We start from the raw sequence: 24,335 nt of genomic DNA, 5'->3' as shown, positions 1-24,335 counted from the left end.
TTTTACCTTCCGGACCGGCCTTCGCCGACCTTATTGCCGCCTTTAGTGGAGTGCTCCATGGATAGCTTCGATCCTCGTCTTGTCGCTGTGCGCAGCGCTCATTTCATCGCCGGCCAGTACCGCGACGCCGCGCCCGGGCTGGAAGTCTTGCGCCCGTCGGACGGCCAGGCCTATGGACAGTTGCCGATCGCCGACGCCGAATGGGTGGACGAGGCGGTGAACAACGCCTGGCAGGCATTCGCCCGCTCCGACTGGGCCAGCCGTCCGCCCCGGGAGCGGGCGCGGGTGATGCGGCGCTGGGCCGACCTGGTGGAAGCCGACGCGGCGATCCTCGCGCCGCTGGAGGCCGTGGGTTCGACCCGTCCGCACCAGGACGTGATCGCCTGGGACATTCCTTATGTCGCCGAAGGCATCCGCTTTTTCGCCGAGCTGGCGGACAAGCACGGCGGTTCGCTGGCCGCCACCCAGACCGACCGCCTGGGCATGCAGATCGCCGAACCCTATGGGGTGATCGCCGCCATCGCGCCGTGGAATTTCCCGCTGAGCATGGCCTCGTGGAAAGTCGCCCCGGCCCTGGCCGCCGGTAATGCGGTGGTGCTCAAGCCGTCGGAACTGACGCCGTTCTCCAGCCTGCGGTTCGCCGAACTGGCGCTGCAAGCGGGGATCCCGGCGGGCATCTTCAACGTGGTACAGGGCGACGGCCGGGTCACTGGCGATGCCCTGTGTCGCCATCCGCGGGTGGCCAAGGTGACCTTTACCGGCTCCACCGCCACCGGTTCGAGCATCATGTCCACCTGTGCCCTGGTCGGGCCCAAGCCGGTGACCCTGGAGCTGGGCGGCAAGAGCCCGCAACTGGTGTTCGCCGACGTACCGGACATCGCCAGGACCGCGCGCACCGTGGCCATGGCCATTACCGGCAACGCCGGGCAGGTCTGCGTCTCCGGTTCGCGGTTGCTGATCGAACGCTCGATCATGCAGCCCTTCGTCGAGCACCTGCGGACGTACTTCGAACAATTACGCCCGGGGCCGACCTGGTCGTCGGCCAGCACGCTGTCGCCGATCATTTCCCGGCAGCAGGCCAACCGCATCGACGGCATCGTCCAGCGTTCGCGCCAGGCCGGCGCCGAGGTGCTCTGTGGCGGCGGCTTGTTCGATGGCCTGGGCGGCGCCTACTACCAGCCGACCCTGCTGACCGGCCTGGACAACAGCAACCCGGCGGTCTGCGAGGAGATCTTCGGCCCGGTGCTGACGGTGCAGGCCTTCGACGACGAAGCCGAGGCCCTGGGCCTGGCCGAGCACGCCACCTACGGCCTGGCCGCCGGGGTGCACACCGCCGACATCAACCGCGCCCTGCGCCTGGTCCGGCGCCTGGAGGCCGGCACGGTGTGGGTCAACCGCTACGGGCGCAGCAACGACTACATCCTGCCCACCGGCGGCTACAAGCGTTCCGGCATCGGCAAGGACCTGGGGCGCGAAGCCTTCGAGGCCAACCTGCGCTTCAAGAGCGTGCTGATCGATATCGCCGGCTGAAAGCCATGACCGGCGGGCGGCGGCTGAGCGGGGCGGTACGAAGTATGCATTGAACCTTCCGGCGCGGCCGAAGGCCGGCCGCCACCGGTTGGGGATTGACCGGGACACACTCTGCGATTCAGCGAAACGGGCGCTTCCAGACGGGGGCGCCCGTTTTTGTTGGGGCGGCGCAGGTTCTGCGGCGGTCGGGCCCTGGCTTGAGCCCCAGAGGCTGGAAAAGGTCCATAAAAGCGCATGAATACGGGCTTTGCCCAAGGCTGGCGCGCCCCGCAAAGTCTGCTGAGGGCACCCCGAAAAACGGTGGTTTGTATCGAGCAGCCCGCGCTTTTAACGCCATCTGCTGATTTCACGGTGTTGTAATGAAGCTGTGATTGCAACGCTGCATCAGGGCTCCGGCAGCCGCGCTCTTGCGTGTCACGCCATGACCTCAACGAACTTCAGGACCGCACTCAATGAGCTTTCTTCGTCCCAAATTCATTACGTTCGACTGCTACGGTACGCTGACCAACTTCCACATGGGCACCATGACCCGCGAGCTGTTCGCCGACCGCGTCAGCCCCGAGCAGATGGACCAGTTCGTCAAGGACTTCTCGGCCTATCGCCTGGACCAGGTGATGGGCGACTGGAGGCCCTACGACGAGATCCTCAAGACCGCGCTGGCGCGGACCTGCAAACGCTGGGGCGTCGAGTACCGTGACGAAGGCCAGCTGTACTACGACGCGGTGCCGACCTGGGGCCCCCATCCCGACGTGCCGGCCGGCCTGTCGAAGATCGCCGACAAGATCCCCCTGGTGATTTTCTCCAACGCCAGCGACAGCCAGATCATGTCCAACGTCGACAAGCTCGGCGCGCCGTTCCACAAGGTCTTCACCGCCGAACAGGCCCAGGCCTACAAGCCACGCCTGGCGGCCTTCGAGTTCATGCTCGACAACCTCGGCTGCGGCCCGCAAGACATCCTCCACGTGTCTTCCAGCTTCCGTTACGACCTGATGCCGGCCCACGACATGAAGATCAAGCACAAGGCCTTCGTCGCCCGTGGCCACGAACAGCCGGCCAACGCCATCTACGGCTACCAGCAGATCCCCGACATCGGCGGCCTGGCCGCGCTGGTCGGTCTCTGATCGGTCATGGGCGCTCTTCAAGGCATGGTCAGGGAGTCAGGCATGGGCAGTGAATCCTATTGGCTCGACAGTGCGCCGGCGTTCACCGGGGCACAGGCCGGCGCGTTGCCGGACAGCGTCGACGTGGCGATCGTCGGTGGCGGGTTCACCGGGTTGTCCGCGGCCCGCGCGCTGGCCATGAAGGGCGCCCGGGTGGTGGTGCTGGAGGCCGGCCGGGTGATCGGCGAAGCCTCCGGGCGCAACGGCGGCCAGTGCAACACCGGGGTGGCCCAGGATTATGCCGCCCTCAGCGCCAGCCTCGGCGCCGAGCGGGCGCGGGCCTATTACCAGGCCTACGAGCGGGCGGTGCAGAGCGTCGTGGCGCTGGTGGAGCAGGAGGGCATCGGTTGCGACCTCAAGCGCAACGGCAAGCTCAAGCTGGCGGCCAAGCCCTTGCATTACGAAGGGCTGGCGCGCACCTGCGAGCTGATTCGCCGCGAGGTCGATGCCGATGTCGAGTTGCTGTCCGCCGAGCAGGTGCGCGGCGAAGTCGATTCCGCCGGTTTTCACGGCGGCCTGTTGCAGCGCAACGGCGTGCAGATGCATGTCGGGCGCTTCGGCGTCGGCCTGGCGCAGGCGGCGGCGCGCCATGGCGCGCTGATCTATCAGGACTGTGCGGTCAAAGGCTGGCAGGGCAACAGTGGCGGCTACCGGCTCGACACCGCGCGCGGTTCGTTGCAGGCGCGGCAGATCCTGCTGGCCACCGGCGCCTGCCAGCATGGCGACCTCGGCTGGTACCGGCGGCGCATCGTGCCGGTGGGCAGCTTCGTGGTGACCACCGAGGTGCTGCCGCAAGCCCTGGTCGAGCGGCTGCTGCCGCACCAGCGTTCCTATGTCACCAGCCGCACCATCGGCAACTACTTCCGCCTGACCCCGGACAACCGCCTGCTGTTCGGCGGCCGGGCGCGTTTCGCCATGTCCAGCCCCAGCTCCGACGCCAAGAGCGGCAAGGTGCTGCAGGCGGCCATGGTGCAGATGTTCCCGCAACTGGCCGGGGTCGGGATCGACTACTGCTGGGGCGGGCTGGTGGACATGACCAGCGACCGGCTGCCCCGGGCCGGCGAACGCAACGGCATCTACCACGCCATGGGCTACAGCGGCCATGGCGTGCAGATGTCGGTGCACATGGGCCAGGTCATGGCCGAGGTCATGGACGGCAAGGCCAGCGCCAACCCCTGGCAAGACCTGGCGTGGCCGGCGATTCCCGGGCACTTCGGCAAGCCCTGGTTCCTGCCGTTGGTAGGGGCTTACTACCGCTTCCAGGACTATCTGCACTGAGTTTGCTGCACCGTCGTTTTGCGTTTCCAGGACGCTCCGGTCAACCGCGAGCACTCGAGCCTTCTCATTATTCGACAGGTAGAACTGCTATGACTGACAACAAAGTCGATCCGCAACTGATTTCCGGCGAAGAAAGCCTGCGGGTTTTCGAGGGCCTGAACCGTGGCATGTCCCGCCGCAGTGCCTTGCGCATGCTTGGCGTGGCCGGTGTCGCCGCCGCGGGCGCCGGCAGCCTGTTCGGCAGTGCCGGCACCTTGCTCGCCAGCGACAGCGCGGCGCCGGGCAAGGGCAAGCCGGGCGGACGCATCCGCGTCGCCGGCATGTCCAGTTCCACCGCCGACACCCTCGACCCGGCCCGGGGCGCACTGTCCACCGACTATGTGCGGCACTTCATGTTCTACAACGGCCTGACCCGCTTCGACAGCCACCTGGTACCGCAGCTGGAGCTGGCCGAGCGCATCGACAATACCGACGCCACCCTGTGGATCATCACCCTGCGCAAGGAAGTGACCTTCCACAACGGCAAGGGCCTGACCGCCGCCGACGTGGTGTTCTCGCTGTCGCGGCACAAGGACCCGGCCACCGGCTCCAAGGTCATGCCGCTGATGGAGCAGTTCGCCGAGATCAAGGCCACCGGCACCCATGAGGTGCAGATCCGCCTCAAGGCGCCGAACGCCGAGCTGCCGTCGATCCTCGCGGTCTCGCACCTGCTGATCGTGCCCGAAGGCACCACCGACTTCAGCCAGGGCATCGGCACCGGGCCGTTCAAGGTCAAGGAGTTCAAGCCGGGCGTGCGTTCGGTCTCCGCGCGCAACCCGAACTACTGGAAGCCGGGCCTGCCGTACCTGGACGAGATCGAGTTCATCGCCATCGCCGACGAGCCTTCGCGGGTCAACGCCTTGCTCTCCGGCGATGTCAACCTGATCAACGAGGTCAACCCGCGCTCCACCGCGCGCATCGCCGCCAGCGCCGGGCACCGGGTGGTGGACGCGCCGTCGGGCAATTACACCGACCTGATCATTCGCCAGGACCAGTTGCCTGGCCAGAGCCCGGAATTCACCCAGGCGCTGAAGCACCTGCTGGACCGCGAACAGGTGAAATCCGCGGTGTTCCGCGGCTACGCCGTGGTCGGCAACGACCACCCGATCGCGCCCGGTTCGCGTTACTACAACGCCGACCTGCCGCAGACCGTGTACGACCCGGAAAAGGCCCGCTTCCTGCTGAAGAAGGCCGGCATGGAGAAGGTCAGCATGCCGCTGGTGGCCTCGCCGGCCGCCACCGGCTCGGTGGACATCGCCGTGCTCCTGCAGCAGTCGGCCAAGCAGGCCGGGCTGACCCTCAACGTCAACCGCCTGCCCAGCGACGGCTACTGGTCCAACCACTGGATGAAGCACCCGCTGAGCTTCGGCAACATCAACCCGCGGCCGAACGCCGACGTGATCTTCTCGCAGTTCTTCCAGTCCAGCGCGCCATGGAACGAGTCGGGCTGGAAGAACGAGCAGTTCGACCAGTTGCTGATGCTGGCCCGCGGCGAGACCGACGACGCCAAGCGCAGCACCATGTACGCCGACATGCAGACCCTGGTGCACGACCACTGTGGCATCGGCATCCCGGTGTTCATCAGCAACATCGACGGGGTCGACCAGCGTATCAAGGGCTATGGCAGCAACCCCCTGGGCGGCTTCATGGGCTACATGTTCGCCGAGCAGGTGTGGCTGGACGCGTGAGGGGCGAAAGCGGGTTCCGTCGGAGCTGCAAGGCAGGAGGGAAGGGCGATGAATAGCAACACACTGTGGTTGATCGGGCGGCGCATGGGCGCCGCGGTCGTGACCTTGTTGATCGTCTCCATGGTGGTGTTCGCCATCACCGCGGTATTGCCGGGGGACGCGGCGCAACAGGCCCTGGGGCAGTTCGCCACGCCGGAACAGGTGGCGGCGCTGCGCCTGAAACTGGGCCTGGACCAGCCCGGTGTGGTGCGTTACCTGCACTGGTTGCTCAGCCTGCTGGCCGGCGACATGGGCACCTCGGTGTCCAACGCCATGCCGGTCAGCGAACTGATGGCCGGGCGGGTGCCCAACACCCTGATGCTGGCGGCGGTGACCGCGGTGGTCTCGGTGCCGGTGGCGCTGACCCTGGGCATCGGCTCGGCCATGGGCCGCGGCGGGCGCCTGGACAGCGTCCTGAGCTTTATCACCCTGGCCCTGGTGGCGGTGCCGGAGTTCCTGGTGGCGACCCTGGCGGTGCTGGTGTTCGCGGTGAACCTGGGCTGGCTGTCGGCCTTGTCCTACGCCAGCGAAACCCACTCGCCGCTGCAGTTCCTGCGCACCTACGCCTTGCCGGTGATGACCCTGTGCTTCGTCATCGTCGCGCAAATGGCGCGCATGACCCGCGCCGCGGTGATCGACCAGCTCGACAGCCCCTACGTGGAAATGGCCCGGCTCAAGGGCGTCAGCCCGGTGCGCATCGTGCTGCGCCACGCCTTGCCCAACGCCATCGGGCCGATTGCCAACGCGGTGGCGCTGAGCCTGTCGTACCTGCTGGGCGGGGTGGTGATCGTCGAGACCATCTTCAACTATCCCGGGATCGCCAGCCTGATGGTCGACGCGGTGACCAACCGCGACATGGCGCTGGTCCAGGCCTGCACCATGCTGTTCTGCACGGCCTACCTGGGCTTGGTGCTGATTGCCGACCTGTGCGCGATTCTTTCCAATCCGAGGCTGAGAAACCAATGAGCAATCTCATGCTGAAGTCGACGCCTGCCACGCCCGACCTGGCGCTTGGCAAGGTGTCCCACGGGCCGTCCTGGCTCGGCCTGACCGGGGCCGCGATGTGTGTACTGTGGCTGCTGGTGGCGCTGTTCGGCCCCTGGCTGGCGCCACACCCGGTGGGCGAAGTGGTGTCCGCCAATGTGTTCGACGCCATGGGCGCGGCCTATCCGTTCGGTACCGATTACCTGGGCCGCGACATGCTCAGCCGGGTGCTGGTGGGCGCGCGGTTCACCGTCGGCCTGGCGCTGATTTCCGCGGTCCTGGCCAGCGGCCTGGGCACCGCCTGCGCCTTGCTCTCGGTGGTCGCGCCGAAATGGCTGGATGAAGTCATCAGCCGCCTGATGGATGCCTTCATCTCCATCCCGAGCAAGATGCTGGCGCTGATCATGGTCTCGGCCTTCGGCTCCTCGGTGGTGCTGCTGGTGTGCACCGCGGTGCTGAGCTTCACCCCCGGGGCGTTCCGTATCGCCCGCAGCCTGGCGGTGAATATCGAGGCCCTGGAGTATGTGCAGGTGGCTCGCACCCGGGGCGAGCGCCGGCTGTACATCGCCTGCGTGGAGATCCTGCCGAACATGCTCAACCCGGTGCTCACCGACCTCGGCCTGCGCTTTGGCTTCATCGTCCTGCTGCTCAGCGGCATGAGCTTTCTCGGCCTCGGCGTGCAGCCGCCGGACGCCGACCTCGGCTCGCTGGTGCGCGAGAACATCGGCGGCCTCAACCAGGGCGCGCCGGCCATCGTCATCCCGGCGCTGGCCATCGGCACCCTGACCATTGGCGTGAACCTGTTCATCGACAGGATCTCGTCGCGCCGCAGCCGCCGTCCGGGAGGTCATTGAGATGAGCCAGTTGATTCGAGTGGAAGACCTGCGGGTGGTCGCCGGCGGCGAGAGCGGCGAAGTGGAGATCGTCAAGGGCGTGAGCTTCGCCCTGGAGCAGGGCGAGGTGCTGGCGTTGATCGGCGAATCCGGCTCCGGCAAGACCACCATCGCCCTGGCCCTGCTGGGTTATGCCCGCCGCGGTTGCCGCCTGGCGTCCGGGGTGGTGCGGGTCGGCGAACATGACATGCTGGCCCTGGGCGAGGAGCAGTTGCAGGGCCTGCGCGGCAATCGCGTGTCCTACATTGCCCAGAGCGCGGCGGCGGCCTTCAACCCGGCGAAAAGACTCCTCGACCAGGTGGTGGAGGGCGCCCTGATCCATGGCCTGGACAGCCGCGCCAACCTGGAGGCCAAGGCCATCGAACTGTTCCGCGACCTGGCCCTGCCGGACCCGGAACACATCGGCCAGCGTTACCCGCACCAGGTCTCGGGCGGCCAGTTGCAACGGGTGATGGCGGCGATGGCGCTGATCAGCGACCCGCTGCTGGTGATCCTCGACGAGCCGACCACCGCGCTCGACGTCACCACCCAGATCGACGTGCTGCGGGCCTTCAAGCGGGTGGTGCGCGAACGCGGAGCGACGGCGGTGTATGTGTCCCACGACCTGGCGGTGGTGGCGCAGATGGCCGATCAGATCGTGGTGCTCAACGGCGGCCAGATCCTCGAGCAGAGCGCCACCGCGCCGCTGCTCGAGGGCCCGGCCCACGACTACACCCGCAGCCTGCTGGCGGCGGCGCGCCCGGACTCGACCATTCGCCCGCCCAGCGATATCGCCGAGGACCAGCCGCTGCTGACCATCAAGGGCCTGACCGCCGGCTACGGCAACAAGAACCTGCAAGGCATGCCGATGATCCGCGTGCTGGAGGACATCGACCTGACCGTGCGCCGTGGCCAGGCCATCGGCGTGATCGGTGAGTCGGGCTCCGGCAAGTCGACCCTGGCGCGGGTGGTGGCCGGTTTGCTGAGCCCGGCCCTGGGCCAGCTGAGCTTTGACGGCCAGCCCCTGGGCTGCAGCCTGTCGAGCCGCACCGACGAGCAGTTCCGGCGGATCCAGATGGTGTTCCAGAACGCCGACACCGCGCTCAACCCCATGCACAGCGTCAGCGCCATTCTCAGCCGGCCGCTGAAGATGTATTTCGGCCTCAAGGGCGCGGCCTTGCGCCAGCGCATCGACGAACTGCTGGACCTGGTGCGGCTGCCGCGCAATCTCGCGGACCGGCGGCCCAGCGAGCTGTCCGGCGGGCAGAAACAGCGGGTCAACCTGGCCCGCGCGCTGGCGGCCAAGCCCGACCTGATCCTCTGCGACGAGGTGACTTCGGCCCTGGATACGGTGGTTGGGGCGGCGATTCTCGAATTGCTGCGCGACCTGCGCCAGGAACTGGGGGTGTCCTACCTGTTCATCAGCCACGACATTTCCACGGTGCGCGCGCTGTGCGACGACATTGTGGTGATGTACAGCGGGCACAAGGTCGAGGCGGGCAGCCGCGCGGCCTTTGCCCAGGCGCCGTTCCATCCCTATACCGACCTGCTGATTCACTCGGTGCCGGAGCTGCGCCAGGGCTGGCTGGAAAGCTGCGGCAGCACCTGCGCCAGCCTGCCGCCGATCGGCGCCAAGGCCAACGTGCCGGAGCTGTGCACCTTCCTCAATCGCTGCCCGGTGCGCATCGACGGGTTGTGCAACCGCACCGCGCCGAACCGCCGCGCCATCGACGGCGGCAGCGAGATTCTCTGCCACCGCGACAGCGGCGAGTTGCTGCAGAGCCAACAGAACTTCAATGGCATGACCGAGGGAGCCTACGCATGAAGGGGCGTTTTGTACGGTTGGGCGAGCGCGAACGGGCGCCGGTCAGACTGTGGGTGGATGGTGCGCCGATCGAGGCGTTGCAGGGCGACACGCTGATGGTGGCGTTGCTGACCCAGGGGACGGCCCTGCGCCAGTCGGAGTTCGATTCCGGCCGGCGCGCCGGCTTCTGCCTGATGGGCGCCTGCCAGGACTGCTGGGTCTGGACCCGTGCCGGCGAACGCCTGCGCGCCTGTTCCAGCGAGGTCCGCGAGGGCCTGGATATCCTCACCACACAACCGGAGGCGGTATGGCCACTGCACGGCTGAACATCCCGTCCGGCGCCGCGCCGCGGGTCGTGATAGTCGGCGCCGGCCCGGCCGGTGTCCGTTGCGCCGAAACCCTGCTGGCGGCCGGCCTGGTGCCGACCCTGGTCGACGAGAACCGTCGCGACGGCGGGCAGATCTACCGCCGCCAGCCCGAAGGTTTTCGCCGCGACTACGCCACCCTGTACGGCAGCGAAGCGCACAAGGCGCGGGCCCTGCACGACAGCTTCGAGCGCCTGCGCCCGCGCATCGACTATCGCCCGGACACCCTGGTGTGGAACCTGACCCCCGGGCAGCTGTGCTGCGTCAGCCAGGGCCGGCACTTCACCCTGGACTATGACGCGCTGATCCTCTGCACCGGCGCCACCGACCGCCTGATGCCGCTCGAAGGCTGGCAACTGGCGGGCACCTACAGCCTCGGCGGCGCGCAGATCGCCCTCAAGGCGCAGTCGGTGTCCATCGGTCACCGCGTGGTGTTCATGGGCAGCGGGCCGCTGCTGTATCTGGTGGCCAGCCAGTACCTCAAGGCCGGGGCGCAGGTCGCCGCGGTGCTCGACACCTCGTCGCTGGGCAAGCGCATCGGCGCCTTGCCGAAACTGCTGGCACGCCCGGGATTGCTCTGGACCGGCATGAAGCTGCTGGCGCAACTGTGCCTGGCCCGGGTGCCGGTGCACCTGGGGATCCAGCCGGTCCGGGTGCTGGGCGATGCCCTGGGCGGGGTCAGCCTGGTGCAGGTCAAGACCGCCAAGGGCGACAGCCTGGATGTCGAGTGCGATGCCCTGGCCCTGGGCTATCACCTGCGTCCGGAAACCCAGCTGGCCGACCTTGCCGGTTGCCGCCTGGCCTTCGACCCGGCGTCCAGCCAGTGGCTGCTGGAGCTCGACGAGGCCGGGCGCACCAGTGTCAGCGGGGTCTATGCCGCCGGCGACGGGGCGAAGATCCGTGGCGCCGACGCCGCCGAACACGCCGGGCGCCTCGCGGCGCTGGCCCTGCTCGAGGATCTGCAACTGCCGGTCAACGCCGCGGAACGCGACGAACAGCGCCAGGCCCTGGCGGTGATGGACCAGTTCCGCCTCGGCCTGGCCCAGGCCTTTCCCTGGCCGAGCGCCCAGGCCGAGGCGCTGCCGGACACCGCCATCGTCTGCCGTTGCGAGATGATCAGCGCCGGCGAACTGCGGCGCACGGTACGCGAGAAGGGCGCCTGCGAAGTCAACCGCGCCAAGGCCTTCAGCCGGGTCGGCATGGGCCGCTGCCAGGGTCGCTACTGTTCCCAGGCCGGGGCCGAGGTGATCGCCGCCGCGGCCGGGGTCGCGGTGCAGGAGGTGGGCCGGCAGCGAGGCCAGGCCCCGGTCAAGCCCCTTTCGATGCTCACCGGGGAGGTGACGCCATGACGGTGCAACAGTCCGATGTACTGATTGTCGGCGGCGGCCTGATGGGCTCGGCGGCGGCGTTTTTCCTGCGCCAGCGCGGCCAGTCGGTGACCCTGCTGGAGCGCGACCAGATCGGCCAGTACGCCAGCGGGGTGAACTTCGGCAACGTGCGGCGCCAGGGGCGTTATCTCGGCCAGCTGGAGCTGGCCAACCGTTCCTGGGCCCTGTGGAGGCGCCTGCCGGAACTGATCGACGACGACCTGGAATTCATCGCCAGCGGCCATATGCGGGTGTGTTACCGCGAGGACGAGATCGCTGAGCTCGAGGCCTATGCCGCGGCGCCCGAGGCGCGGCAGCTGGACCTGAAGATCTACCGCGGCCGCGAGCTGCATGAGCGTTTTCCGTTCCTCGGGCCGGACGTCAAGGGCGGCTCCTACGCGCCCCATGACGGCCATGCCAACCCGCGCCTGGCGGCCCCGGCCTTTGCCCGGGCGGCGGTGCGCGCCGGCGCGCGGATCGAAGAGCGCACCGAAGTGGCCGAGGTGCAGAAGGTCGGCGGCGGGTTCCGGGTCGGCACCACCGACGGCCGCCAGTTCAGCGCCGAGCGTCTGCTGATCACCGCCGGCGCCTGGGGCCAGAAACTCTCCGAGCAGTTCGGCGAGCCGGTGCCGCTGGACACCAACGGCCCGCAGATGGCGGTCACCGAGCCGGTGCCTTACGCCTTGCCGACGGTGATCGGGGTCTACACCAAGATCCCCGAGGAGGTGATCTACTTCCGCCAGATTCCCCGCGGCAACATCATCATCGGCGGCGGCTACCGCAGCAAACCGGACATGCTCACACGGCGCGCCCAGGTCGAACCGCGCAGCATCCTCAACCAGATCCAGCAGATGCGCCGGCTGCTGCCGGGCGTCGGCAACCTCAACATCATCCGCGTCTGGAGCGGCATCGAAGGTTATCTGCCCGACTCGCTGCCGATCATGGGTCCCAGTGGCCAGGTCGACGGCCTGTACTACGCCTTCGGCTTCTGCGGCCACGGCTTCCAGCTCGGCCCGGGCGTCGGCGACGTGATGGCCGAGCTGATCGCCACTGGCAGCACCAGCACCCCGATCGAGCCCTTTTCGATTCGCCGCTTCGCCGGCACAACCGCACAACGGAGCAAGGCCTCATGAAACCCCGGGTACTGGAGATCCTCAAGCGCCTGATCGCCTTCGACACCGTGTCCTCGGAGTCGAACCTGGCGCTGATCGAATACGTGCGCGAGCTGCTGCTGGGCAAGGGCATCGAGTCGCTGATCGTCAAGGACGAAAGCGGGCGCAAGGCCAACCTGTTCGCCAGCACCGGGCCGCGGGAGCTGCCGGGGATCCTGCTGTCCGGGCATACCGACGTGGTGCCCGTCGCCGGCCAGGCCTGGACCCTGCCGGCGTTCCAGGTCACCGAGCAAGGCGGGCGCCTCTACGGGCGCGGCAGCTGCGACATGAAGGGGTTTATCGCCCTGGCCATAGACGCCATGCTCGATGCCGCCGACAGCACCTTGAGCCGGCCGCTGCAACTGGCGCTGTCCCATGACGAGGAAATCGGTTGCGTCGGCGTGCGCCGCCTGCTGGACGTGCTGCACCTGGCGCCGGTGCGGCCGTTCCTGTGCCTGATCGGCGAACCCACGCGCATGCAGTTCGTGCTCGGGCACAAGGGCAAGGGGTCGTACCGCGCCTATTGCCGTGGCCAGGAAGCGCATTCCTCCCTGGCGCCGCTGGCGGCCAACGCGATTCACCTGGCCTGCGATTTCATCGCCGGTTTGCGCGACAGCCAGCAGCGTCTGCGCGAGCAGGGCGCGCGCGATGCCGACTACGACATTCCCTACAGCACCGTGCACGTCGGGCAGATCGGCGGCGGCAAGGCGCTGAATATAGTGCCGAACCTGTGCACCCTGGATTTCGAGGTGCGCAACCTGCCGGCGGACGATCTCGAGCAGTTCCTCGAACAGATGCGCGAACGCGCCGAGCTGATCGTTCGCGAGGCCCGCAAGGTCTCCGAGGTGGCGGCCATCGAGATCGAAACCCTCAATGTCTACCCGGGGCTGGAAACCCATCCGAGCGTCGAGGCAGTGCGTTTGCTCCACGCCTTCGCCGCGCGGGGCACCGGCTATGCCAAGGTTGGCTTCGGCACCGAAGGCGGCCTGTTCAGCCAGCGTCTGGACATCCCGGTGGTGGTCTGCGGCCCGGGCTCCATCGAGCAGGCGCACAAGCCCGACGAGTTCATCGAGGTCAGCCAGATGGATGCCGGCCAGCGTTTTCTCGAAGGCCTGCTGGGTTCCCTGAAACGTTGAGCGGTCACCTGTAGCCGCTGCCGGAGGCTGCGATCGGGCGCTAGCCCGCCAAGCCTGTATCCCGGATCGATCTGACGCACCGTGGTTATCTGTTTTGCGACGGCTGCGCCAGTGGCTACAGGGCGCTGTTCATGTGCTCGGTAGAGCCTGCTGCGCCGCCGCGTTTTTCAGCATCCGACGCTGTCGGCCCGGCGCTTTCAGCATCCTGGGCTGTGGCGCCTGCTTAGACTGGAGGCTGTCTCGGAACAGGACTCGACCATGCTCAAGAATCGTTTGAAAGACCCAAGCCTCTTGGTGGAACTGGCCTATATCGACGGGCAGTGGGTGGCCGCCGACGATGGCGCGACCCTGGCGGTGCTCGACCCGGCCAGCGGCGAATGCCTGGCCCGGGTGCCGGCCCTGCAGGGCGCGCAGACTCGCCTGGCCATCGCCGCCGCCGAACGCGCCTGGCCGGCCTGGCGCGCGCGCCCGGCGGCGGAGCGGGCACAGCTGCTGGAGCGCTGGTACCAGGCCATGCTCGACAACCTCGACGATCTGGCCCTGATCATGACCGCCGAACAGGGCAAGCCTTTCGCCGAAGCCCAGGGCGAAATCCGCTACGGCGCCGGTTTCGTCAAATGGTTCGCCGAGGAGGCGCGGCGCATCTGCGGTGACACCCTGCCGGCGCCCGCTGGCGACCGGCGCCTGCTGACCCTCAAGCAGCCCGTGGGGGTCTGCGCGGCCATCACCCCGTGGAACTTCCCCAACGCGATGATCACCCGCAAATGCGCGCCGGCCCTGGCCGCCGGCTGCCCGATCATCGTCAAGCCTTCGGACCTCACGCCGCTGTCGGCCCTGGCCCTGGCGGTGCTGGCCGAGCGGGTGGGGATTCCGGCGGGGGTGTTCAGCGTGCTTACGGGCATGCCGACCGGCATCGGCGAAGAGCTGACCGGCAACCCGGCGGTGCGCAAGATTTCCTTTACCGGCTCCACCGCGGTCGGCCGCCTGTTGATGCGCCAGAGTGCCGAGCACATCAAGCGCCTGAGCCTGGAGCTGGGCGGTAACGCGCCGTTCGTGGTGTTCGACGACGCCGACCTGGAACAGGCGATCGCCGGGATCATGCAGAGCAAGTTCCGTAACGCCGGGCAGACCTGCGTCTGCGCCAACCGCATCCTGGTCCAGGACGGCATCTACCAGCGTTTTGCCCAGCGCCTGGTGGAAGAGGTGGCCAAGCTCAAGGTCGGCAACGGCCTGGAGCCGGGCGTGAGCATCGGCCCGCTGATCAATGCCGCGGCGGTGAGCAAGGTCGCCCGGCATATCGACGATGCCCTGGGCAAGGGCGCGACCCTGCTGTGCGGCGGGGTTCCCCAGGGCGAAAGCCAGTTCGTGCAGCCCACGGTGCTGGGCGAAGCCAGCCCCGAGATGCTCCTGGCCCACGAGGAAACCTTCGGCCCGGTGGCGCCGCTGATGCGCTTCCACGACGAGGCCGAGGCGCTGGCCATCGCCAACGCCACGCCCTACGGGCTGGGCGCCTACTACTTCACCCAGGACCTGCGCCGCTCCTGGCGTTTCGGCGAAGCGCTGGAGTTCGGCATGGTCGGCCTCAACACCGGGATCATCTCCATGGAAGTGGCGCCGTTCGGCGGCATCAAGCAATCGGGCCTGGGCCGCGAAGGCAGCAAGTACGGCCTGGACGAATACCTGGAAATCAAGGCTTTCCACATCGGCGGCCTGTGACCGGCCCGCACCGACTTCGAGGAGACATGCGACATGAGCAAGGCATTCAGGATCGCCGCCATCGCCGGTGACGGAATCGGCAAGGAAGTATTGCCAGAAGGATTGCGGGTGCTGCGGCAGGCGGCGCGCAAGTGGCAGCTGGACCTGCAGATCGAGGTGCTGGACTGGGCGCACTGCGATTACTACCTGGAGCACGGGCGGATGATGCCCGAGGACTGGTTCGAGCGGCTCAAGGATTTCGACGCCATCTACTTCGGCGCCGTGGGCTGGCCGGACAAGGTGCCGGACCATATTTCCCTGTGGGGTTCGCTGCTCAAGTTCCGCCGCGACTTCGACCAGTACGTGAACATCCGCCCGGTGCGGCTGTTCCCCGGGGTGCCGTGCCCGCTGGCCGGGCGCGAGCCGGGGGACATCGATTTCGTGGTGGTCCGCGAGAACACCGAGGGCGAGTATTCCTCGGTGGGCGGCAAGATGTTCGAGGGTACCGAGCATGAGTTCGTGCTGCAGGAGTCGGTGTTCACCCGGCGTGGCGTGGACCGCATTCTCAAGTACGCCTTCGACCTGGCCCAGACCCGGCCGCGCAAGCGCCTGACCGCGGCGACCAAGTCCAACGGGATTTCCATCAGCATGCCGTACTGGGACGAGCGCACGGCGCTGATGGCCGAGCAGTACCCGCAGGTGAGCTGGGACAAGCAGCACATCGACATTCTCTGCGCGCGTTTTGTCCTGCAACCGGAGCGTTTCGACGTGGTGGTGGCCTCCAACCTGTTCGGCGACATTCTCTCCGACCTCGGCCCGGCCTGTGCCGGCACCATCGGCATCGCGCCCTCGGCCAACCTCGATCCGCAGCGGCGCTTCCCGTCGCTGTTCGAGCCGGTGCACGGCTCGGCGCCGGACATCTACGGGCGCAATATCGCCAACCCGATCGCGATGATCTGGTCTGGCGCGCTGATGCTGGATTTCCTCGGCAACGGCGACCAGCGTTATCGCGCCGCCCACGACGGGATTCTCGAGGCCATCGAACAAGTGATCGCCCAGGGCCCGATCACCCCGGACCTGGGTGGCCAGGCCTCGACCCAGGAGGTGGGCGTGGCGATTGCCGAGAGGCTCTGAGCCCCGTCTTGTAGCTGCGGGGGCGGGCGGCGCTCTGACCTGGCGCCCGCCTAAACCGTATCCCGGATCAGCCTGATACACCGCGGTCAGCGGTCTTGCGACGGCTGCGCCGTCGATCGCAGGCTGCGCCAGCGGCTACAGCGATTGCGGGGTTCCTGCGTGCTTTGCCAAACGCCGAACCCTGTAGCCGCTGGCGAAGGCTGCGATCGGGCGCCAGCCCGCAAAACCTGCACGCTGGATAGCCCTGACGCACCGCTGTCACTGGTTTTACGACAGCTGCGCCAGCGGCTACACGATCGCGGGGGCTTTCAATAACCCTGGCTGCGGTCGATCTGCCCGAGCATCGGTTCGCCGCGCTGGTGGCGGCGGATATTGTCCAGCAGCACGGCGAAGGCGCTTTCCGGCTGGGTCATGGCGGCGATGTGCGGGGTCAGGAGGATCTGCGGGTGATCCCAGAACGGGTGTTCGGCCGGGGCCGGCTCCTGTTGCAGGACGTCGAGCACCGCGCCGCTGAGCTGGCCGCTGGCCAGGGCGTCGAGCAGGTCCTGCTCCACCAGGTGGCCGCCACGGCCCATGTTGATCAGCGCCGCGCCGCGGGGCAGTTGGCGGAACAGCTCGCGGTCGAGGATGCCCTGGGTCTGTTCGGTCAGGGGCAGCACGCACAGCAGGATGTCGCACTGGCTGAGAAAGGCCGGCAGCTGCTGGTTGCCGGCGAAACACTGCACGCCGTCGATGCGATGGGCGCTGCGGGCCCAGCCGGACAGGGCGAACCCCAGCGGTCGCAGGGTGGCGAGGATCTGCTGCGCCTGTTGGCCCAGGCCCATGACCCCGACCCGGCGTTGCGCCGCCGGTTGCAGCAGGTGCGCCTGCCAGCAGCGGGCGAACTGTTGCTGCCGGTAGCGCAGCATGTCGCGGTGCAGGCTGAGCACGGCGAAGCTGGCGTATTCGCACATGCCCCGGGTGATGCCCGGGTCCAGCAGGCGCACCACCGGCAAGTCCGGCGGCAGGCGCGCGAGGTCCAGCTGATCGACCCCGGCCGAGAGGGCGAACAGCACCTCGAGGTTAGGTAAAAGGCTCAGGTCGTCCGGCGCCTGCCAGGCCGCCAGGTAGCGGATGTCCTCGGGGTTGCCGAGGTCCGGCCAGGCACGCCATTGAATGTCCGGGGCCTGTTCGGCGAACAGCGCTCGCCAGTGTTCGCCACGCACGGGGTCAGCTTTATAGAGGAGGGCCATGGGCGGTTCCTGATCGATGGAGGGATGGGTTTCATGATGCCGCAACGGCAAAGCAGGATCTGTCGAAAGGCCGCGTGCGAAAGCCTTGTGCCGCGCGCTTCGAGGCCCTGGCCGGCAGATTCGGCGGGGCTGAAGGAATCTGCCGTTTGCCGGGGTGAAAACAGTGGATCCGGATTTCTCAGGGGCCAAGTTCGGCTAAGTCGGTTCCGCCGAAGCCTTAATCTGAAGCCATCGCAACCGCTTCCCGGTTGCCTGGCTCAGTATGAGGAACGCCATGAATAGCAAGGTCGACGAAACACCTCATTTGCTCCAGCAGCGCGATCAGTTCGTGCCGCGGGGCGTGGTCACTGCCCATCCGCTGGTCATCGACCGCGCCGAGGGCTCCCAGGTGTGGGACGTGGACGGCGAGCGCTATCTGGATTTCGTCGGCGGGATCGGCGTGTTGAACATCGGCCACAACCACCCGCGGGTGGTGGCGGCGGTGCAGGCGCAGTTGCAGAAAGTCTCCCACGCCTGCTTCCAGGTGGTGGCCTACAAACCGTACCTGGACCTGGCCCGGCGCCTGAGCCAGATGATCGGCGGCGCCGAGCCCTACAAGGCGGCATTCTTCACCTCTGGCGCCGAGGCCGTGGAGAACGCGGTGAAGATCGCCCGCGCCCATACCCAGCGTTCGGCGGTGATCGCCTTTCGTGGCGGTTTCCATGGCCGCACCTTGCTCGGCAGTACGCTGACCGGCATGAGCCAGCCGTACAAGCAGAACTTCGGCACCGCCCCCGAGGTGTTCCATACGCCGTACCCGAACGCCTATCGCGGGGTCAGCAGCGAGATGGCCCTGCAGGCGTTGCAGGAGCTGTTCGCCACCCAGGTCGCACCCGAGCGCGTGGCGGCGATCATCATCGAACCGGTGCAGGGCGACGGCGGTTTCCTCGCCGCTCCGGCGGAATTCCTCCAGGCCTTGCGCGCCCTGGCGACGCAACACGGCATTGTGCTGATCCTCGATGAAATCCAGACCGGCTTCGGCCGCACCGGCAGCTGGTTCGGCTTCCAGCACGCCGATATCCAGCCGGACCTGGTCACCGTGGCCAAGAGCCTGGCCGGTGGCTTGCCGTTGTCCGGCGTGGTGGGCAAGGCGCAGATCATGGACGCGCCGCTGCCCGGCGGCCTCGGTGGCACCTACGGCGGCAACGCCCTGGCCTGCGCCGCGGCGCTGGCGGTGCTGGATGCCTACGAAGAGGAACAGTTGCTGGCCCGTGGCGTGGCGCTGGGCTTGCGCCTGCGCGAAGGGTTGCTGAGCCTGCAGAGGCTGTACCCGTGCATCGGCGATGTGCGTGGCAGCGGTTTCATGCTGGCGCTGGAACTGGTCAAGAACGATGCGGCGCGCAGCCCCGATGCCGAGTTGACGCAACGGCTGATCGACCAGGCGCGCCTGGGTGGGTTGCTGGTGATCAAGTGCGGGGTGCACCGTAACGTCCTGCGCTTCCTGGCACCGCTGGTAACAACTCCCGAGCAGATCGACGAAGCCCTGGCGATTCTCGATGCCGCGCTGGCACGAGTCTTGAACTGAGCTGATGCCCCGGTCGGCGCCGGGCTGCCGGGCGCCACCGATGGGCATTTTTGGAGCATGGATCGATGGAACGCATCATAGGAGGCTGTACACGCCATGGGGCTGACTGATTATCGTGCGTTGCTGATCGACTGCGACGCGGTCCTGGTGGACCGTGACTCGGGGGTCTGGGCGGCCTTGCAACCCTTGCTCGACAGTCGCCGCGGGCAACCGGACAAGGAGCAGGTGCTGGGCGAGTTCGCCGAGACGGTGCGGGGCCTGTACCCGCGTTTCGCCGAGCTGGGGTTCAGCGGCCTGCTGTGTTTCGCCCATCGCCAGCTGGCCGAACGCTGGGGCCTGAAGGCGTCCTGGGAGGAGGGCATGAGCTTCGCCCGTTCGGTGGCGGGCTGGTCTCTGTTCGAGGATGCGCCGGGGGCGATGCTGTACCTGCGCAAGTTCTATCGGCTGCTGGTGCAGGGCGATCGCGATGCCGAGGATCGCGCGCTGTTGTGCGAGCGGCTGGGGATCGCCCAGGACGATTTCATCTCCCTGGCCAGCCAGCCGTTGCAGGATCGCCAGTGGCTGGCGGACAACGACCTGCGGGCCCAGGACATTCTCCAGGTGACCCGGCCGCCGGCCGCCGCGGCGCAAGCGACGGCGGGCCTGTGCCTGATCTGCCGTGCCGGCAGCCGCAACCCGCAACCCTGCGCCGCCGACTACTGCATCAACAGCATGGCCGACCTGGTGGCCCAGCATCAGGCGTCGTTACGGCGCTGATCTTGCTTGTCGATTGCATCCCACAGCAATCAAGAGGTAAACGATGGAAGGTTTAGTCAAACTGGACCGTATTGATATCAACATCTTGGTTGAGCTGCAAAAAGACGGACGCATGACCAATGTCAGCCTCGCCGACGCCGTGGGGTTGTCGGCCAGTCCGTGTCTGCAGCGGGTCAAGCGCCTGGAATCGGCCGGCTACATTTCCAGCTACAAGGCGCACCTGAACCTGGCCAAGATCACCGACTCGGTCACGGTGTTCACCGAGATCACCCTGAGCGACCACAAGCGCGAGGACTTCGCCAAGTTCGAGTCCAATATCCGCCTGGTGGACGAGGTGCTGGAGTGTCATCTGATCAGTGGCGGCTACGACTATCTGGTGCGGTTCATGACCCGCAGCATCCAGCATTATCAGGAGGTGGTGGAAAGCCTGCTGGACAAGAACATCGGTATCTCGAAGTACTTCAGCTACATCGTCATCAAGTCGCCGGTCCTCAAAGACGGCGTGCCCCTGCGTAAATTATTGCGCCACTGACTCGTTCTTCTCTCAAAATGAAATGTTATCTGATAACATTTTGCCGTCTGATCAATCACTCATGCGCGCGCCTCTCACCGGGCGCGCTTGCGTCTGGGCCGGCCATTTTGCCTGGCCGGTGAGTGAACAGCGGGTTGCGCGCAAGCAAGCGACACCGGCCATGCAGGCCTCGCGTGCACCCCGATCGGACAATCCACGCACCGCTTACCCCTGGATGCTTCAGCCTGGCGCACACCGCATAAATCGCTGTTTGCCTTGAGAAAACAGCAGGCAACGGGCTTGTGCCGCGGCAAATCGGAACAAAGCACAGAACGGCCTGCGCTGTAATGCCAGCCAGTGGTAGGTGCGCATCGTCTCCCCGGGAAGTTCAACGCCATCAGAGCGGGGGCGGCGATTCGTTGAATGAGAGCACAAAGGAGCGCAACACGATGCGAATGAGTACGGCAAATACCTTGATAGGGCTGGGCGCGCTGATGCTGGCCAGCGGTACCCAGGCTCACCAGATCTGGTACGAACACACGCCGGGGCAGCCCCTGACGCTGTATTACGGCGAGTACGACAAGAACATGCTGGAAGTGACCCCCGGTGGCCTCGATCGCTTCCGCCAGCTCAAGGGCTGGTCGGCGGCGAATCCGCTGCCGGCCCCGGCATTGGGTCTGAGTCTGGGCCTGCAACGCCAGTCGTTCAGCGTTGCTCATCAGCCCAGGGCCGATGAAAGCCTGCTGGCGCAGGACTCGCAGTATCCGCTCTTCGACCTGCATGAAGGCGGCAAGACCCTCAAGACTCATTGGACGCCCGCCACCCGCTGGGTCGGCGACCTGCGCGCGCGCCAGCCGGAACTGGCGCTGGACATCGTCCCCACCGGCGTGGCCGCCGCGGGCAAGGCGCAGTTCCAGGTGTTCTATGAACTCAAGCCGCTGGCCGCCCAGGAAGTGATCCTGGAAACCGGCTCCGGCGAGGTCTTCACCCAGACCAGCGACCAGGACGGCAAGGTCAGCTTCGCGCTGCCGTGGCAGGGCACCTATGTGGTGGCCGCCGAATACAAGGACCGCACCCCGGGCACTCGCCAGGGCCCGGACAGCCAGGCCGAGGCCTACGACCTCAAGAGCTTCAGTTCCACGCTGTCGTTCCACCAGCCACAGGGCAAGCCGCCGTTGCCACGGGCGCCTGCAACGCTGCCGGCCTCGGAAGTCGCGCGCTTGAAAAAGCAATCCTGACCCGCTGCCCCGACCCCTGTGCCGTGTCGGCGACAGGGGGTTGCCCAGGCTTAACGACCTTCAACATGAGTGACTGATATGACCCTTTCTACTGGATTGGCAGGGCAGGCGGGCGTTGCGTCCCCTGCGCTGGCGGGCAGCGTGGCCAAGGCCAATACGCGGATGCTGGCGATCGATGCCCTGCGCGGCTTCGTCATGCTGTGCATGCTGGTGGACCACGTGCGCGAGACCTTCCTCCTGCATCGCCAGGTCACCGACCCGATCGACGCCCTGAGCGTGACCCCGGACCTGTATTTCACCCGCCTGCTCAGCGAGATCTGCGCGCCGGTGTTCATCTTCCTCACCGGCCTGTCGGCCTGGCTCTACAGCCAGAAACACAGCCTCGGGGAAACCTCGGTGTTCCTGCTCAAGCGCGGCCTGTTCCTGGTGTTCCTCGAACTGACCTTCGTGTGTTTTGCCTGGAACGCCGAGTTCCCGCCCAAGACCCTGTGGCTGCAGGTGATCTGGTGCATCGGCATCTGCATGATCGTGCTGGCCGGCCTGCTGCACTTCAAACGCGGCTGGCTGATCGTGCTGGGGGTGGCCATAGTCGCCGGGCACAACCTGCTGGATGACGTGGTGGTGGGCCCCGAGTCGCCGTTCTTCGTGCCCTGGTCGATCCTGCACCAGCGGGTGTTCATCGACATCACCGAGTTCACCCGGGCCCGCACCACGTACCCGGTGCTGCCGTGGATCGGGGTGATCCTGCTGGGCTGGGCCATCGGCCCGTGGTTCGGCAAGGACGTGCAACCGGCGGCGCGGATTTCGCGATTGCTCAAGGTCGGCGTCGGCCTGCTGGTGGCGTTCGTGTTCATTCGTTACCTGAACGTCTACGGCGAGAAGCCCTGGGTCCAGACCGGCGATGCGCTGCGCACCTTCATGAGCTTCATGAGCGCCAAGAAATACCCGCCATCGCTGATGTTCCTGATGCCGACCCTGGGCCTGGGGCTGATCCTCCTGGCGTACTTCGAGAAGGTCCAGGAACGCTGGTCGACTGCGCAACTGGCGATCTACGGCGGCGCGCCGATGTTCTTCTACCTGCTGCACCTGTACGTGCTCAAGGCCATGTACCTGGTGGCCGTGGCCATCTGGGGCGCCAACCAGGGCACTTACTACGGCTTCGACAACCTGTCCGGGGTCTGGCTGTGGAGCCTGATCCTCGGCGTGCTGCTGTTCTTCCCGACACGCTGGTTCGCAGGCCTCAAGCAGCGCCGCCGCGATATCGCGATCCTCAAATACCTCTGAGTGGGGTCCCGGTGGTGCGCCCGTACAGCGGCGCACTGCCTGATATCGCCCGCCATTTATCGATTTTCGGGAGTTCGACAGTGAAGACCTTGACCCGACACACCCTGCTGTTGGCATTGGGAGGCCAGAGCCTGCTCGCGCTGGCCGCGGAGCAGGACAATGCCAAGGGCTTTATCGAAGACAGCCAGTGGAGCCTGTTCAACCGCAGCCTCTACGACCGTCGCGACTATGAGCACGGTTCCTTGAGCAACGGCGCGCGCAATGCCTACAAACCCCGCGCCGAACGCAGCGACCTGGCGCAGGAGTGGGCCTACGGCCTGATGGCCGACTACAGCTCCGGTTTCACCCAGGGCACGCTCGGCTTCGGCCTGGACGCCCACGTCTATTCCGGCTGGAAACTCGACAGCGGCGGTGGCCGGGCCGGCAAGGCGCGGCTGCTGGGAGTGGACAACGACGGCCATCCCAAGGACCAATTCAGCCGCGGCGGCGCGGTGGCCAAGCTGCGTTTTTCCTCCACCGAACTGCGCTACGGCGAGCAGCGGGTCAAGACCCCGGTGTTCGGTTCCTCCGACAGCCGCCTGCTGCCCGAGACCGCCACCGGCTGGTTCCTCACCAGCCGCGAACTGAGCAATACCACGCTGTACGGCGGCCACTTCAACGAAAGCACCGACCGTAACGCCAGCAGCCACGACCAGGGTTTCGTGGTCAATTATTCCAACGGCAAGCAGGGCGACAGCTTCGACCTGATCGGCGTGCGCAACACCTCGATCAAGGGCCTCAACGCCAGCCTGTTCAGCGCCTTGTACGAAGACACCTGGCGCCAGCAGTACCTTGGCGCGCTCTACAACCTGCCGCTGAGCCAGGGCCAGGACCTGACGTTCGATTTCAACCTGTACCGCACCCAGGACACCGGCAAGGCCCTGTCCGGGCGCATCGACAACACCACCTGGAGCCTGATGTCGACCTACAGGAGCGGCGCCCACAGCTTTGGCCTGGGCTACCAGAAGGTCGACGGCGACACGCCTTACGACTACGTCACCCGCGGCGCGATCCTGCTCAGCAACGCCGTGGCCCTGTCGGACTTCAACGCCCCTGAAGAAGCCTCCTGGCAGGCCCGCTACGACCTCAACATGGCCGGCTACCAGGTTCCCGGCCTGACTTTCAGTGCCCTGTATGTGCGCGGCAGCGGCATCGACGGCAGCCACATGGACCCGCGCGGCGGCTACGCCTGGCTGGGCTACGGCGAAGGCGGCAAGCACTGGGAACGCGACCTGCAGGCCAAGTACGTGGTGCAGTCCGGGCCGGCGAAAAACCTCGCCGTCACCCTGCGCCACGCCGTGCACCGTGGCAACAAGGCCCAGGCCGAACTGGATGCCGACCAGCTGCGGCTGGCGATCGAGTATCCGTTGGGCGGCAGGTTCTAGGGCCCAGGCAAGGCTTGTCGGTGACCAGCCCCTCCCGGTGGAGGGGTTTTTATGGCCGGGTGCCGTTAATGCTGCTATGCCTTG

20 protein-coding genes are annotated in these 24,335 nt (G+C 66.9%); 19 read left to right on the top strand and 1 reads right to left on the bottom strand.

Going from position 1 to position 24,335, the window contains the following annotated elements; genetic code table 11:
• Window positions 1-57 precede the first annotated feature (57 nt).
• From DK261_RS26525 to DK261_RS26465, 13 genes are all read left to right on the top strand, one after another.
• On the top strand, window positions 58-1,530 hold the full coding sequence (locus DK261_RS26525) for an aldehyde dehydrogenase (protein ID WP_110176895.1): 1,473 nt from the start codon (window positions 58-60) through the stop codon (window positions 1,528-1,530).
• A 452-nt stretch (window positions 1,531-1,982) separates the two neighbouring features.
• Window positions 1,983-2,651: a haloacid dehalogenase type II gene (locus DK261_RS26520; RefSeq protein WP_009049179.1), complete on the top strand. Its 669-nt coding sequence runs from the start codon at window positions 1,983-1,985 to the stop codon at window positions 2,649-2,651.
• 42 nt (window positions 2,652-2,693) lie between these two features.
• Window positions 2,694-3,968: an FAD-binding oxidoreductase gene (locus DK261_RS26515; RefSeq protein ID WP_009049178.1), complete on the top strand. Its 1,275-nt coding sequence runs from the start codon at window positions 2,694-2,696 to the stop codon at window positions 3,966-3,968.
• Between the two features lie 89 nt (window positions 3,969-4,057).
• Window positions 4,058-5,695 carry an ABC transporter substrate-binding protein gene (locus DK261_RS26510; protein WP_016705154.1) on the top strand — a complete coding sequence of 546 codons (1,638 nt, stop codon included), beginning with the start codon at window positions 4,058-4,060 and terminating at the stop codon, window positions 5,693-5,695.
• 48 nt (window positions 5,696-5,743) lie between these two features.
• A complete protein-coding gene (locus tag DK261_RS26505; protein WP_009049176.1) occupies window positions 5,744-6,700 on the top strand; it encodes an ABC transporter permease in 957 nt (318 codons plus the stop codon).
• Window positions 6,697-7,572 (top strand): ABC transporter permease, encoded by an 876-nt coding sequence (locus DK261_RS26500; protein ID WP_028684087.1) that lies wholly within the window; start codon window positions 6,697-6,699, stop codon window positions 7,570-7,572. The genes DK261_RS26505 and DK261_RS26500 overlap by 4 nt, the downstream gene beginning before the upstream one ends.
• Window position 7,573: 1 nt before the next feature.
• Window positions 7,574-9,415 (top strand): ABC transporter ATP-binding protein, encoded by a 1,842-nt coding sequence (locus DK261_RS26495; RefSeq protein WP_110176893.1) that lies wholly within the window; start codon window positions 7,574-7,576, stop codon window positions 9,413-9,415.
• Window positions 9,412-9,720 carry a (2Fe-2S)-binding protein gene (locus DK261_RS26490; protein WP_009049173.1) on the top strand — a complete coding sequence of 103 codons (309 nt, stop codon included), beginning with the start codon at window positions 9,412-9,414 and terminating at the stop codon, window positions 9,718-9,720. Before DK261_RS26495 ends, DK261_RS26490 begins: the two co-directional genes overlap by 4 nt.
• Entirely contained in the window at window positions 9,702-11,108 is a 1,407-nt protein-coding gene (locus tag DK261_RS26485) for an NAD(P)/FAD-dependent oxidoreductase (protein WP_110176891.1), read from the top strand. The genes DK261_RS26490 and DK261_RS26485 overlap by 19 nt, the downstream gene beginning before the upstream one ends.
• Window positions 11,105-12,259 (top strand): FAD-binding oxidoreductase, encoded by a 1,155-nt coding sequence (locus DK261_RS26480; protein ID WP_009049171.1) that lies wholly within the window; start codon window positions 11,105-11,107, stop codon window positions 12,257-12,259. Before DK261_RS26485 ends, DK261_RS26480 begins: the two co-directional genes overlap by 4 nt.
• Window positions 12,256-13,413 (top strand): acetylornithine deacetylase, encoded by a 1,158-nt coding sequence (gene argE, locus DK261_RS26475; protein WP_110176889.1) that lies wholly within the window; start codon window positions 12,256-12,258, stop codon window positions 13,411-13,413. The genes DK261_RS26480 and argE overlap by 4 nt, the downstream gene beginning before the upstream one ends.
• A gap of 258 nt (window positions 13,414-13,671) precedes the next feature.
• Complete coding sequence (locus tag DK261_RS26470) at window positions 13,672-15,129, top strand: NAD-dependent succinate-semialdehyde dehydrogenase (protein WP_110176887.1); 1,458 nt, start codon at window positions 13,672-13,674, stop codon at window positions 15,127-15,129.
• 33 nt (window positions 15,130-15,162) lie between these two features.
• Window positions 15,163-16,242: a tartrate dehydrogenase gene (locus DK261_RS26465; protein WP_053269136.1), complete on the top strand. Its 1,080-nt coding sequence runs from the start codon at window positions 15,163-15,165 to the stop codon at window positions 16,240-16,242.
• Between the two features lie 308 nt (window positions 16,243-16,550).
• Here DK261_RS26465 and DK261_RS26460 read toward each other — a convergent pair whose 3' ends face one another.
• The gene (locus tag DK261_RS26460) at window positions 16,551-17,474 is read right to left on the bottom strand and encodes a glyoxylate/hydroxypyruvate reductase A (protein ID WP_009049167.1); all 924 of its coding nucleotides are present in this window, start codon (window positions 17,472-17,474) and stop codon (window positions 16,551-16,553) included.
• A gap of 274 nt (window positions 17,475-17,748) precedes the next feature.
• On the opposite strand from DK261_RS26460, the gene gabT reads away from it, so the two are divergent.
• From gabT to DK261_RS26430, 6 genes are all read left to right on the top strand, one after another.
• The gene (gene gabT / locus DK261_RS26455; protein WP_016705161.1) at window positions 17,749-19,038 is read left to right on the top strand and encodes a 4-aminobutyrate--2-oxoglutarate transaminase; all 1,290 of its coding nucleotides are present in this window, start codon (window positions 17,749-17,751) and stop codon (window positions 19,036-19,038) included.
• Window positions 19,039-19,134: 96 nt separating this feature from the next.
• Window positions 19,135-19,794: a hypothetical protein gene (locus DK261_RS26450; RefSeq protein ID WP_009049165.1), complete on the top strand. Its 660-nt coding sequence runs from the start codon at window positions 19,135-19,137 to the stop codon at window positions 19,792-19,794.
• Between the two features lie 43 nt (window positions 19,795-19,837).
• A complete protein-coding gene (locus DK261_RS26445) occupies window positions 19,838-20,326 on the top strand; it encodes an Lrp/AsnC family transcriptional regulator (RefSeq protein ID WP_009049164.1) in 489 nt (162 codons plus the stop codon).
• 434 nt (window positions 20,327-20,760) lie between these two features.
• Entirely contained in the window at window positions 20,761-21,543 is a 783-nt protein-coding gene (locus DK261_RS26440; RefSeq protein ID WP_256587552.1) for a DUF4198 domain-containing protein, read from the top strand.
• 78 nt (window positions 21,544-21,621) lie between these two features.
• Window positions 21,622-22,827: a DUF1624 domain-containing protein gene (locus DK261_RS26435; protein ID WP_009049162.1), complete on the top strand. Its 1,206-nt coding sequence runs from the start codon at window positions 21,622-21,624 to the stop codon at window positions 22,825-22,827.
• A gap of 80 nt (window positions 22,828-22,907) precedes the next feature.
• Complete coding sequence (locus tag DK261_RS26430) at window positions 22,908-24,251, top strand: OprD family porin (RefSeq protein ID WP_110176885.1); 1,344 nt, start codon at window positions 22,908-22,910, stop codon at window positions 24,249-24,251.
• The last annotated feature ends 84 nt before the right edge of the window (window positions 24,252-24,335 follow it).

The sequence above is a fragment of the Pseudomonas sp. RW409 genome, from assembly GCF_003184125.1.
Lineage (GTDB): Bacteria > Pseudomonadota > Gammaproteobacteria > Pseudomonadales > Pseudomonadaceae > Aquipseudomonas > Aquipseudomonas chlororaphis_I.
Note: the sequence above shows the minus strand (reverse complement) of the source record. Positions and strands in the feature narration are given on the sequence as shown.

Coding starts and splice junctions, on each gene's coding strand:
- DK261_RS26525 (WP_110176895.1), top strand. CDS start 58: ATGGATAGCTTCGATCCTCGTCTTGTCGCTGTGCGCAGCGCTCATTTC.
- DK261_RS26520 (WP_009049179.1), top strand. CDS start 1,983: ATGAGCTTTCTTCGTCCCAAATTCATTACGTTCGACTGCTACGGTACG.
- DK261_RS26515 (WP_009049178.1), top strand. CDS start 2,694: ATGGGCAGTGAATCCTATTGGCTCGACAGTGCGCCGGCGTTCACCGGG.
- DK261_RS26510 (WP_016705154.1), top strand. CDS start 4,058: ATGACTGACAACAAAGTCGATCCGCAACTGATTTCCGGCGAAGAAAGC.
- DK261_RS26505 (WP_009049176.1), top strand. CDS start 5,744: ATGAATAGCAACACACTGTGGTTGATCGGGCGGCGCATGGGCGCCGCG.
- DK261_RS26500 (WP_028684087.1), top strand. CDS start 6,697: ATGAGCAATCTCATGCTGAAGTCGACGCCTGCCACGCCCGACCTGGCG.
- DK261_RS26495 (WP_110176893.1), top strand. CDS start 7,574: ATGAGCCAGTTGATTCGAGTGGAAGACCTGCGGGTGGTCGCCGGCGGC.
- DK261_RS26490 (WP_009049173.1), top strand. CDS start 9,412: ATGAAGGGGCGTTTTGTACGGTTGGGCGAGCGCGAACGGGCGCCGGTC.
- DK261_RS26485 (WP_110176891.1), top strand. CDS start 9,702: ATGGCCACTGCACGGCTGAACATCCCGTCCGGCGCCGCGCCGCGGGTC.
- DK261_RS26480 (WP_009049171.1), top strand. CDS start 11,105: ATGACGGTGCAACAGTCCGATGTACTGATTGTCGGCGGCGGCCTGATG.
- argE (WP_110176889.1), top strand. CDS start 12,256: ATGAAACCCCGGGTACTGGAGATCCTCAAGCGCCTGATCGCCTTCGAC.
- DK261_RS26470 (WP_110176887.1), top strand. CDS start 13,672: ATGCTCAAGAATCGTTTGAAAGACCCAAGCCTCTTGGTGGAACTGGCC.
- DK261_RS26465 (WP_053269136.1), top strand. CDS start 15,163: ATGAGCAAGGCATTCAGGATCGCCGCCATCGCCGGTGACGGAATCGGC.
- DK261_RS26460 (WP_009049167.1), bottom strand. CDS start 17,474: ATGGCCCTCCTCTATAAAGCTGACCCCGTGCGTGGCGAACACTGGCGA.
- gabT (WP_016705161.1), top strand. CDS start 17,749: ATGAATAGCAAGGTCGACGAAACACCTCATTTGCTCCAGCAGCGCGAT.
- DK261_RS26450 (WP_009049165.1), top strand. CDS start 19,135: ATGGGGCTGACTGATTATCGTGCGTTGCTGATCGACTGCGACGCGGTC.
- DK261_RS26445 (WP_009049164.1), top strand. CDS start 19,838: ATGGAAGGTTTAGTCAAACTGGACCGTATTGATATCAACATCTTGGTT.
- DK261_RS26440 (WP_256587552.1), top strand. CDS start 20,761: ATGAGTACGGCAAATACCTTGATAGGGCTGGGCGCGCTGATGCTGGCC.
- DK261_RS26435 (WP_009049162.1), top strand. CDS start 21,622: ATGACCCTTTCTACTGGATTGGCAGGGCAGGCGGGCGTTGCGTCCCCT.